This is a genomic window from Phenylobacterium sp. P4_E10, assembly GCF_056401675.1.
Window position 1 is genome coordinate 1 of record NZ_JBFUIW010000029.1, and the last position, 10,541, is coordinate 10,541.

The 10,541-nt window shown below is 66.6% G+C and carries 10 protein-coding genes and 1 pseudogene; 4 read left to right on the top strand and 7 right to left on the bottom strand.

The window, feature by feature from the left end; genetic code table 11:
- The 4 genes and pseudogenes from AC1DQJ_RS20625 to pip form a co-directional block, all read left to right on the top strand.
- Positions 1-390 (top strand): annotated as a pseudogene (locus AC1DQJ_RS20625) (hypothetical protein); the annotation flags it as partial.
- A gap of 75 nt (positions 391-465) precedes the next feature.
- On the top strand, positions 466-1,134 hold the full coding sequence (locus AC1DQJ_RS20630) for a TetR/AcrR family transcriptional regulator (RefSeq protein WP_477606808.1): 669 nt from the start codon (positions 466-468) through the stop codon (positions 1,132-1,134).
- Positions 1,131-2,690 carry an AMP-binding protein gene (locus AC1DQJ_RS20635; RefSeq protein WP_477606810.1) on the top strand — a complete coding sequence of 520 codons (1,560 nt, stop codon included), beginning with the start codon at positions 1,131-1,133 and terminating at the stop codon, positions 2,688-2,690. The genes AC1DQJ_RS20630 and AC1DQJ_RS20635 overlap by 4 nt, the downstream gene beginning before the upstream one ends.
- 162 nt (positions 2,691-2,852) lie before the next feature.
- Entirely contained in the window at positions 2,853-3,929 is a 1,077-nt protein-coding gene (gene pip, locus AC1DQJ_RS20640; RefSeq protein WP_477606812.1) for a prolyl aminopeptidase, read from the top strand.
- Between the two features lie 64 nt (positions 3,930-3,993).
- Here the strand turns inward: pip and AC1DQJ_RS20645 are convergent, their stop codons facing one another.
- From AC1DQJ_RS20645 to AC1DQJ_RS20675, 7 genes are all read right to left on the bottom strand, one after another.
- Positions 3,994-4,503, bottom strand: coding sequence for a single-stranded DNA-binding protein (locus tag AC1DQJ_RS20645; protein WP_477606814.1), 510 nt, complete (start codon positions 4,501-4,503; stop codon positions 3,994-3,996).
- 148 nt (positions 4,504-4,651) lie between these two features.
- The gene (locus tag AC1DQJ_RS20650; RefSeq protein WP_477606816.1) at positions 4,652-5,041 is read right to left on the bottom strand and encodes a hypothetical protein; all 390 of its coding nucleotides are present in this window, start codon (positions 5,039-5,041) and stop codon (positions 4,652-4,654) included.
- Between the two features lie 55 nt (positions 5,042-5,096).
- The gene (locus AC1DQJ_RS20655) at positions 5,097-5,774 is read right to left on the bottom strand and encodes a hypothetical protein (protein ID WP_477606818.1); all 678 of its coding nucleotides are present in this window, start codon (positions 5,772-5,774) and stop codon (positions 5,097-5,099) included.
- Positions 5,775-5,822: 48 nt separating this feature from the next.
- Complete coding sequence (locus tag AC1DQJ_RS20660; protein ID WP_477606820.1) at positions 5,823-8,672, bottom strand: hypothetical protein; 2,850 nt, start codon at positions 8,670-8,672, stop codon at positions 5,823-5,825.
- A gap of 142 nt (positions 8,673-8,814) precedes the next feature.
- The gene (locus AC1DQJ_RS20665) at positions 8,815-9,651 is read right to left on the bottom strand and encodes a flagellin (protein ID WP_477606822.1); all 837 of its coding nucleotides are present in this window, start codon (positions 9,649-9,651) and stop codon (positions 8,815-8,817) included.
- Between the two features lie 186 nt (positions 9,652-9,837).
- On the bottom strand, positions 9,838-10,122 hold the full coding sequence (locus AC1DQJ_RS20670; RefSeq protein ID WP_477606824.1) for a hypothetical protein: 285 nt from the start codon (positions 10,120-10,122) through the stop codon (positions 9,838-9,840).
- A gap of 114 nt (positions 10,123-10,236) precedes the next feature.
- The coding region (locus AC1DQJ_RS20675; protein WP_477606826.1) for a flagellin at positions 10,237-10,541 on the bottom strand (305 nt) is incomplete at its 5' end.

Below are 10,541 nucleotides of genomic sequence, written 5' to 3' on the forward strand. Positions count from 1 at the left end.
GCGCTGCCGCCCGCTACGCCCGCGCCACTGGCCGGCGACGGCGTGATGAGGGGCGCCGCGGCCGCCGGAGCGCTTTTCCCGCAGCCGGTCAGCGGCCCGCTGGAACAGCGACTGCGCCTGGACGAGGTGCTGGGCGAAGGCCCCTGGCTGATCGCCCGAACGCCCACAGCTCCTGACCGCAGGCTTCCCACGTTCGACCTGGCCGAGCCGCGCCTGGCGCCGTTCCACGCCGACCTCACCCGCTGGCTTGACGCCCATCAGGTGCAGGCCGTGCTGGTCCGCCCCGACCGCTACGTGTTCGGCGCCGGCGAGCCCGAGGCCCTGGCCGCCGCCTACCGGCAGGCCTTGCGCCGCCACGTTTCCCGAGAGGACGCCCTTGCCAAACCTTGACTGTTCCCAGCAGCCTAGGCGGGCCCAACCCGCTCTCGCCGCGGCGTTGGGCGTGATGGGGGAGGATTGAGCACCTTGAGCGGCAAACGGATCGAACGCGCCGAGCGCACGCGCGCCTCACTGATCGCCGCCGGCCGGAGGCTGTTCTGCGAGCGTCCGGTCGACGCCGTCGCCATCGACGACATCGTGCAGGCCGCCGACGTCTCCAAGGGCAGCTTCTACAATCACTTCGCCGACCGCGACGCACTGGTGCGCGAGGTCACCGCCGAGATCCGCGCCGAAGTCGAACGGGCCGTGACCCGCGCCAATGAGGGGATCGAGGATCCGGCCCGCCGCATGGCCAGGGCCGTCTGCACCTACCTGCGCTACGCCGTGGACGAGACCGAACGGGCTGGCGTCCTGGTCCGGATTCACAGCGGCCACACCTCGACCGCCGCGCCGCTCAACAAGGGCCTGGTCCATGACGTCGCCCAGGGCCTGGCCCAGGGGCGGTTCATGGTCGCCACCACGGAGTCAGGCGTTCTCTACGTGCTGGGCGTCGCCCAACTGGCCTTGATCCGGGTCACCCAGGAACCCACGGCCACATTCGCCGTCAGCCTGGCCCAGCAGATGTGCGCCCTGCTACTGCGCGGGCTGGGCGTACCGGGCGCCGAGCCCGAAGCCATCGCCGCCCAGGCCGCCGATGAGATCGTCCGCCAGGGCGCATTCCGCGAGGCCCCGGCCGCCAAGGGAGCGGCCCATTGACCCCGCGCCCGGTCATCCCCTTCGAGGGCATGGACATCCGCACCCTGGTCGAAGACCAGGCCCGCCTTCGCGGCGATCAGCCCTGGCTGACCTGGGAGCCCTTCGAGGGCGCCGGCCAGTCCTGGACCTACGGCCAGTTCCGCGACGCCCTGCGCCGCTTCGCGGCCGGGCTGCAGGCGCGCGGCGTCCAGCCCGGCCAACGCATCCTCGTCCACCTGGACAACTGCCCGGAGTCGGTGATCGCCTGGCTGGGCTGCGCCTATGCCGGCGCCGTGGCGGTCACCACCAACGCCAAGTCCAGCCAGGACGAGATCGCCTATTTCGCGCAGCACAGCGGCGCGGTCGGGGCGATCACCCAGCCTCAGTTCGCCGCCAGCGTCGCGGCCGCCGCCCCGACGATCGGCTGGCGGGCGGTGACGCGGACCGACAACGGCGCGCCGGCCGCGGCTCCGGCTCAGGGCTTCGAGCCCTTCGCGGCGATCGACGCCGATCCCGAGATCCTGGCCGAGCGCCCGCACGACCCCTGGGCCGACTTCGCGATCCAGTACACCTCGGGCACCACCGCGCGGCCCAAGGCGGTGCTCTGGACCCACGCCAACGCCCTCTGGGGCGCGCGCATGTGCGCCACCAACGAAGACCTGGGCCCGAGCGACGTCCACCTGACCCACCTGCCTCTGTTCCACACCAACGCCCAGGCCTACTCGGTGCTCGCCGCGCTATGGGCCGGCGCCCATATGGTGCTGATGCCAAGGTTCTCGGCCTCGCGCTTCTGGCCGGTGTCGCTGAAGCACGCCGCCACCTGGAGCTCGATGGTCCCGTTCTGCGTCAAGGCCCTGGTCACCCAGCCGCTGCCCGCCGCGCATAGCTACCGCTTCTGGGGCAACGGGGTCTGCGAGCCCGCCTGGGACAAGCACTTCGGGGTCAAGACCATCGGCTGGTGGGGCATGACCGAGACCATCGCCCACGGGACGGTCGGCTCCGCCCGCCAGCCCGACGCGCCAATGTCGATGGGCCGTCCCGCCCCCGGCTACGAGATCCATGTCCTGAACGAGGACGGCGCGCCGGTCGCCCCCGGCGAGACCGGCGATCTCTTCGTCGGCGGCCAGCGCGGCGTCTCGCTGTTCAAGGAGTACGCCGGCGATCCGGCCGCCACCGCCGCGGCCTTCCGTGACGATGGCCTGTTCATCACCGGCGACCGCGTCCGGCTCGGCGCCGATGGGTTCCTCTATTTCGCCGACCGCTCCAAGGACATGCTCAAGGTCGGCGGCGAGAACGTCGCCGCCTCCGAGCTCGAGCGGGTGATCGCAGGCGTGCCTGGCGTCGCCGAGGTCGCCGTCGTGGCCAAGCGCCATCCGATGCTCGACGAAGTCCCAGTGGCCTTCGTCATCCCGGCCGCGCCGGACGAGAACCTGGTCAAACGTATCCTCGACGCCTGCGCCCAGTCTCTGGCCAGCTTCAAGCAGCCGCACGAGGTCCGCCTGACCGACAGCCTGCCGCGCTCGACCCTCGAAAAAGTCGCCAAGGCCGAGCTACGCGCCTTGCTGGCGCACGAATAACCGCCCTCCTCCGACAAGGCCAAGCTGGTCGACCGACCTAATCATGCGTCTCAATAGCAAGCTAAACCATTTGGTCGCCCACGAGGTCGGCCTCGACGACGGCGAGAGCCTCCCGGGCCCCAAGGAGGCCTATAACCAGCTAACCCTTTGACGGAGCGGCCCATGGAACTGCAGCAGACCAGCAAGATCACCGACGAGTGGTCCTACCCCCTGACCCCCGCCAACCGCTCAGGCCTGCTGCAGGTTGATCATGTCCCCGACCACAAACTCTACTGGGAGGAATACGGGAACCCCGACGGCGAGCCGGTGATGTTCCTGCACGGCGGCCCCGGCGGCGCCTGCGCCCCGGTGATGTCCCGCTTCTTCGACCCCGCCCGCTACCGCGTGATCCTGTTCGACCAGCGCGGCTGCGGAAAGAGCGAGCCGACCGTCGCTTCAGCTGGCGCCAAGATCGCCCTGACCAACAACACCACCGACCACCTGGTCGACGACATCAACGCCCTGCGCGATGCGCTGGAGATCACCGGCAAGATGCACGTCTTCGGCGGCAGCTGGGGCAGCACGCTCGCCCTGGTCTACGCCATCCGCCACCCGCAGAACGTCGCCTCGCTGATCCTGCGCGGCATCTTCCTCGGGACCCGCGAAGACCTGCTCTACATGTACCAAGGCAACGCCGCGGTCTTCAGCCAGACGCCTTTCGCCCTGACCGAACCCGGCTCCTACATCGCCTATCCCGACGAGTGGAAAGCCTTCGTCGAAGTGATCCCGCAGGCCGAGCGCGGCGACATGATGAGCGCCTACAAGGCGATCTTCGACATGACGCCGACGACCGACGCCGAGCGCAACCGCCAGCTTCAGGCCGCTCTGGCCTGGTCGGTCTGGGAGGGGACGATCTCAAACATGATCCCCGACAGCGCCGACTCCGGAAAATTCGGCGAGGCCGACTTCGCGCTCTGCTTCGCGCAGATCGAAGCCCACTTCTTCGCCAACCAGCTGTTCCTCGCGCCCGACTACATAGTCGGCAACGCCAGCAAGCTGGCGGGCATACCGATGCACATCGTGCACGGCCGGTTCGACCAGGTGTGCCCCCTCGCCCAGGCCTCGCGTCTCGTCGCAACCATGACGGAACTTGGGGCGCCGCCGGCGAGCTACGTGATCACCAACGCCGGCCACAGCGCCATGGAACAGCAGACCGCCCTGGCGCTGACGGCGATCATGGACGGCCTGCCGCGCAGCTAGCTGTGAAAAGAAAATGGCCGGCTCCAGGGAGCCGGCCACATCATCACAGAACCCTGGGCGAGACCTAGAACGGGATTTCGTCGTCCAGGTCGGCCGAGAAGTCTTCACGTGGGCCCGAGCTCTGGTTGCGCTGGCCACCGCCACCGAAGTTGCCGCCACCGCCGCCATAGCCGCCGCCGTAATCGCCGCCGCCACCGCCAGCGCTGTCGCCGGCGTTGTCGCCGCGGCCGTCGAGCATCGTCAGTTCACCGCGGAACTTCTGCAGGACGATCTCGGTGGAGAACTTCTCCTGCCCCGACTGGTCGGTCCATTTGCGGGTCTGGATCGCGCCTTCGATATAAACCTTCGAGCCCTTGCGCAGGTACTGCTCGGCGACCTTGACCAGATTGTCGTTGAAGATCACGACCCGGTGCCACTCGGTCTTTTCCTTGCGCTCGCCGGAGCTCCGGTCGCGCCAAGTTTCCGAGGTGGCGATGCGCAGATTGGCGACGCGGTCGCCGGAATTGAGGCTCCGAATCTCAGGATCGGCGCCGAGGTTGCCGACCAAAATGACCTTATTGACGCTGCCCGCCATGAGCTTGTCCCTTGCTTTCCGTGCTTGCGGGCCGACGGCCCAAGCGCGGGACGCTAGACGACGATGTGGCGTCGATCAATATTAATGTTCCTCATTCGTTCACGATGACAGCGCTTCGTCCACAGAGGATTTGTCGCGCCCCAGCGGCTTACTGCGCCGGCGCGCGCGGCATCGCCCCAGGCACCGCCAGGCGGCCGTCGCCGGTGCGCACCAGCGCCAGATAGGGGTGCTCTTCCAGCGACGGGGCGGTGAAGATCCCGCGCCGCTCGACGAAAATGAAGTTGCCCTTGTAGGCGCCGGTCACCTCACGCGCCGAGCCGCCGAGGCGCAGGAACTTGATGCGCATGGATTCCAGCGCCGCCGCGCAGTGCTCCAGGTCCGGCACGTCGGTCGCCAGCTTATTGAACTTCAGTTCACCGTCTTGCTGCTTGGAGACGTGCCAGCATATCCCCTCACCGCCAGGCGGCAGGGTGCGCTTAGAACAGGCGGCGAGCGCAAGGAGGGCAAGGCCGGAGACGAGGACGGTGCGGAGTAGCATGGATACAGCCTATAGGCGCGATTGCGGCGGCGCGAGGGCAAGCTGAGCCAAGGCCCTAGCCGATGGGAGATATGGAGCAGTTCGCGGCCTGGTCGGCCAGCGGACGGAAGCTGCGGTTGTCACCGGAAACCTCGACCCGGCCCGGAACCAGGCGCAGAGTCTGTTGCATCCAACGGCCATAAGTGGCGCCGCCCGTTCGCTCGCAACGGCCCGCGAACAGCGCCTGGACGCAAGCGTTGAGGGTCATCTCGCTGGGCAGCTTGCGCCAGCCGCCTTCATAGCGCCAGCAGCCGCCTGCCGGAGCGCCAGCCGCTGTGGCGGCGGGAGCCTGCGCGTTGATGGCCGGCGCGGCCGGCGAGACCGTTTCCGGCTGCGGCGGCAGCGGGGTCAACATGGTGCCGGCCTGATCGGCGGCGGCCAAATTGCCCGCCTGATCGATGCCGACGTCAAGCGCGCCAGTGGCCACGCCGTTGCGCTTGGCGCACTCGATCAGGGTGATGTCGCCCACATATTTGCCTGCCACAAAGCAGCGCAGCGGCTTGGCTGGGTCGAGACGGCCGTCGTCGGGGGCTCCTGTCTCGACGACCAGCCCACCTTGTGACGCCGGCGGCGGGGGCGTCTTCTCGCCCTGGCCGTTGCGAACCATGAGGGTGGCGATGATCACACCCGCCAGGAGTGCGACCGCCCCGCCGATGATGGCCAGCAGCGTGCGCCGGTCTTTCAGGAAATCCATGCGCTCTCGCTAGACCGTGCGTGTCACGGTTTCAAGCAGGCGCTCGGGTCAACCGCCGGTCAGGCGATTGAGGCCAGCCTGATAGTTGGCCAGCTGGTTCTTCAGATAGGCCGGAACCTCGCCGGTCGCCTTCTTCTTTTCCGTGGCCGGCTTCATGCCCGCTTCCAGGTCGCGATAGGCGGTCCGCAGCGCCGCAGTCGCCTGTACAAGCTTGTTCAGGGCGTCGGCGGCTGCTTCCTTGGTCGAGAGGCTCAGGTCGCGCGGCAGTTTGAGGCCGTACATCGGCGCGCCACCGTCGCCGGGGACCATCTTCTCGGTGTCCTTGTCCATAACTGTCGAGCGGACGAAGCCTTCGTGCAGGCCCAGGGCCTCAAGCGCGTCGAGGCCGCCCTTGCCACCGAGGATCTCCAGGCTGGACCGAGTGTTCTTCGGCTTGATCTGCAGCTTGCGTACGTCCCCGTCGGACACGACCTCGGCCTTCACCGAGTAGGCGGTGGCGCGCAGGATTTTCTTGGAGAGCGTCTCAAGCGTGTCGTTTGCCTCGATGGTGATCGTTACCGCCGGGCCGCCGATGCGACGACGAATCTGGAACTGGTCTCCGGCCCGAGCCGAGGTCGCAGAGGTCACTAGTTGGGAGTCCGAGTACTCCATCTTGCCGGTGGGCAGGCCGAGCTTGTCGAGGGCACTGGCGCCGTTCACATCGACCGCGATCGAGGTCGGCGTGGTCATCTTGTCCTTGCCGGTGAAGCGCTGCGACCAGCCGATGGCGCCGCTTCCGATGTCGATGCCGACCGCGAAGCCGTCGATCTTGCCGGCCGCGTCAGGCATACCGGGCAAGTCGGCCTTGCTCGTGCCGGCGAGCCACACCTTGCCGCCAGCCACCGTCATGGCCGTCGCCCGGTCGTCGCCAGCGCCGCCGTAGTAGGCAATTGCGTCGCTTCCTCCGGAAAGGTCCGCTGAAATCCGGGCCGCGAAGGCGTCGACGCCGCCCGAGGCTGCGCGGGTCGTATTGCCGACGCCAAGCGTGTTTCCGGTCGAACCAGCAATGACGATATTGCCGCCCTCGATGACAACGCCGGCGATCGAGCCGCCCCCGAGATTGCCGAGGTTGCGAGCGCCGGTCAGGGTGGGCGACTTGGGATTGCTCATGTCGTAGCGGCGCAGCTTGATCTCGCCGCCCTCAACGGTGGTCACCACGACGTTGGTTCCGTCGACCACAATGCCGGCGGTCTTGTCTTCCCCGCTGGTCCCGAACTGGGTGGTGGACTGCAGTTTCCCATCGGGACCGAAGGCCCGCATGTAGCTGTCCCAGTTTCCGCTGGAGGTCTGACCGAGCATGGCGCCCTTGGTGCGTCCGAGCACGTAGACCGAACCGTCTGAGCCGAAGGAGACGCCCGTCGCTTCATCGTCGTCGCGCGCGCCCTGGCGCACCGACCACATTTCTTCACCCGCGCTGTTGAAGACCGCCACGAAGCTGTCAGGCTTGGTCGGGCTCGCGCCGTCGTCCGCCTTGGTCACCTTGGGAACAGTGGCGAGAGCCCCCTCCCCGACCGGAACCCCAGTGGCCGCGAAGCCGCCGGTCACAGAGCCCGCAATCGCGATCTGGCCATTAGGCCCAATGCTGAGAGCCATACCGGTGGCGTCGGCAGAAGCGCCGAGCGTGCGCGTGTAGATCAGCTTGCCGGCCGAATCGAACTTCATCAGCGCGACGTCGCCGGCGCCCTTGATGGTCTGACCATCCACCTGATCGTTGACGTCCGCCAGCATATAGAGCGCGCCATCCGGTCCGGTGACCGTAGTGCGCACCTTTTCCACGCCGTCAGGCAGCGCGACGTTGAACACTCGGCCTTCCACCCAGTTGACATCGCCGGGACGGCGAATGGCGTCGGAGGTGGTACCGGTCTCGAACTTGATCAACTCCTCGACCACCAGCGGCTTCTCGTCGGTCTTCACCGTCGGGTCGGCGTGGGTCTCTTCGGTCTTCTTGACGGGAGTGAACGTCGTGGTCTTCGGCGGATTGGGATCGCCGGCCGATTGGGTGACGTAGACCGCAGGCGCAGCCGTCGGCGCAGAGAACGTGAGGATTTCAGTCGTATCGCCTTGGATTTTCAAGGCGAACTTGTCCGGCTCCTTGCCGAGCTTGACCGTCCGCCCATTGACCACTGTGGTCTTTTCAGCGCCGGGAATCTTTTCGACGGCGAAACGGGTCCGGAAATCGGTCGTTCCGAGCTTGTCGTTCAGATACTTGACGACATTGTTCATGGTGCGCGGCGTCGCGCCCATCTCGGCCAGGTCGAAATTGATCGTCGACTCGACCTTGTTGGGCAGCCGCACTTTCATGCTGAACTGCGCGGCCCCCTCAAAGGCGTCGACCGGGTCGGTGGCGGTTCCCTGGTGCAGCGCCGAAGTCAGGTAGCGCGGCGTTGTCTTCGGTACGCCGACTGCGCTCTTGGCCTTGTCGGCCGCATCCCCAAGGGTCAGTCGAAGCTTCTCGAACTTGGCGTCGGCGATATAGCCGGAGACCTCGGTCATGCCGCGACTGAACGCGGTCTGCATGCGCTTGAGGTCGGCGGCGCTGACATCCTTCTCGCCGGCGCGCCGGGCCAACGCCTCAAGGGTCGAGAGGCCCTGGTGCATGGCGAACAGCTGTCGGTAGTCGTCGCTAGCGCCTTTGACGTCGAGTTGGGTCTGGTACTCGTCGATGAACTTGCGCCCCAGCAGGACGCTCTTGAGCAGTTCGTCGCTCTTGGGCGCCTTGGACTGCGCGCTCCATGGCGGGGTCGGCGCCTTCGTCGTCGCGCCCAGCGGGCCGGAGCCGCTCGAGCCAGCACCCGTCGAGGCCACGCCGCTGCGAGCTTGGAAGTAGTTCAGCAGGATGTTGGAATCGAGACTGATCAACCGAACACATCGACGCTGTGGAATATCCCAGCCGCACCTTGCGGCATCAGGGCTGACAAGATGTTAAGCCAGCCCGCCCAAGCAAAAATAAAGCCCCGGGGCCGATGCCCCGAGGCCGCCAACTCAATTCTCCTCAAACAGCTTAACCGCCACGGAACAGCTGCAGGATGGTCTGCGGCTGCTGGTTGGCGATGGACAAGGCCTGCGCGCCCAGCTGCTGCTGGACCTGCAGCGCCTGCAAGCGCGCGCTTTCCTTGGCGATATCGGCGTCGACGAGGTTGCCGATCCCGGTTTCCAACACGTCTTGCAGCTTCGAGACGAAGGTGACGTGCTTCTCAATCTGCTTGGACTGAGCGCCCATTTCGGCCAGAGCCGCGGTGACGTTGACGATGGCCAGATCCAGGGACGCCAGCACCGACTTCGTCGCCGTCGTCGTGCCTGTCAGATTAGTGCCGTCGAGATTGATCGCCGCCCCGGAAATCGTGAAGTCCTGAGGGGTCAGGGATATGTAGCTGTCACCGTCGGCGTTCGCGAGGAAGTTCAGGTCCGCGGTCAGCGTGCCATTGAGCACCGAAACCCCATCGAACTCCGCCGAGTCGGAGAACTGGCTGATCGCGGCGAGGAGCGTCTGAAACTCGTCGTCGAAGGCCTTCTTGGTCGTCGCCGATGCGGAGTCTTCTGCGGCGCCCACCACCTTCTCGCGCATCTGCACGAGGATGTCGGAGATCTGCTGGCCCGCGCTGAGCGCCACGTCGGTAATCGACGTCGCCCGATCAAGGCTCATCTTCACTGCGCCGAGGGAACTGAAGTCCGCACGCTGCTTCTGCGCGATGGCATAGACCGCGGCGTTGTCCTTGGCGTTCGCGACCCGCAGGCCCGTATTGATCTTGCTCTGAACCTGCTCAAGCTTCTCATTGGTCGCGTTGAGATTCTGGAGCGCGATCAGCGCCGACTTGTTCGTGTTGACGCTCATCGCCATGGCGCTGATCTCCTTCAGAGAACCCATGCAGGACGCGCGACTCGCGCGCCGAAACTATGGTTAACGCTGGAAGATCGTGGTTTCTGAATAGTTAACGCACATGACGAGATGCCGCAGTCGGCTCCCGCCGCTGCAGTCGCAACCCTCCGGGTCGCCCTTCCGAGCCCGGTGCGCCGGGCGAAAAACTCAGGCCTGCGTGGCGATTATGTCGCCGGCCACATAGGCCTCGGCGTCGCGCAGTCGCAGCACTTCTTCACGCGGCAGTTGCAGCACCACTTCACCGCTGCGGCGGTCGATGGTCTTGTAGACAAAAGCGCCGGCGACGCCGGTTTCCTCGATGACGAGCCGCAGATCCGGCTCAGGGGCGACCGAGATGTCCGGGGCGCGGGCCGGCTCTTGCGGAGGCCCGGCTGGGGCGACCGCTAACTCGACCTCTTGAGGCGCAGCAACAGCTGAGAGACTATTCTCCATGGTTCCTTTCGCTCACCGCTTGCGGGGCGGAGCGATCCCAGTTGAGCGGAGACGGCGGGAAGGTTTCCCTTCCCGCCGCCGACGCTAGGCGCGACCGAGGCCGCGCCGTTGGTCCTATCGGAACAGGCCGAGCAGAGTGCTCGACGACTGGTTGGCGATACTGAGCGCCTGGACACCGAGCTGTTGCTTGGTCTGCAGGGCCTGCAGTTTCGCACTTTCCTTGGCGAGGTCGGCGTCCACCAGGTTACCGACACCAGCGTCCAGGGTGTCCTGGAGCTTCATGACGTTGGTCAGGTGGGTGTCGAGCGCCTTGGCGCCCGTACCGATCTTCGACAGCGACGAAGACACGCTCTGGATCGCGGTTTCCAGGTCGGACACGTCACCGGCCGAGACCGTACCGGTGAGGGCGGTCAGGGTGC

Bases quoted from the DNA above. Each gene is read 5' to 3' on its own strand.
- AC1DQJ_RS20645 (WP_477606814.1), bottom strand. From the start codon at position 4,503: ATGGCGGGCAGCGTCAATAAGGTCATTTTGGTCGGCAACCTCGGCGCC.
- AC1DQJ_RS20650 (WP_477606816.1), bottom strand. From the start codon at position 5,041: ATGCTACTCCGCACCGTCCTCGTCTCCGGCCTTGCCCTCCTTGCGCTC.
- AC1DQJ_RS20665 (WP_477606822.1), bottom strand. From the start codon at position 9,651: ATGGCGATGAGCGTCAACACGAACAAGTCGGCGCTGATCGCGCTCCAG.
- AC1DQJ_RS20670 (WP_477606824.1), bottom strand. From the start codon at position 10,122: ATGGAGAATAGTCTCTCAGCTGTTGCTGCGCCTCAAGAGGTCGAGTTA.
- pip (WP_477606812.1), top strand. From the start codon at position 2,853: ATGGAACTGCAGCAGACCAGCAAGATCACCGACGAGTGGTCCTACCCC.
- AC1DQJ_RS20655 (WP_477606818.1), bottom strand. From the start codon at position 5,774: ATGGATTTCCTGAAAGACCGGCGCACGCTGCTGGCCATCATCGGCGGG.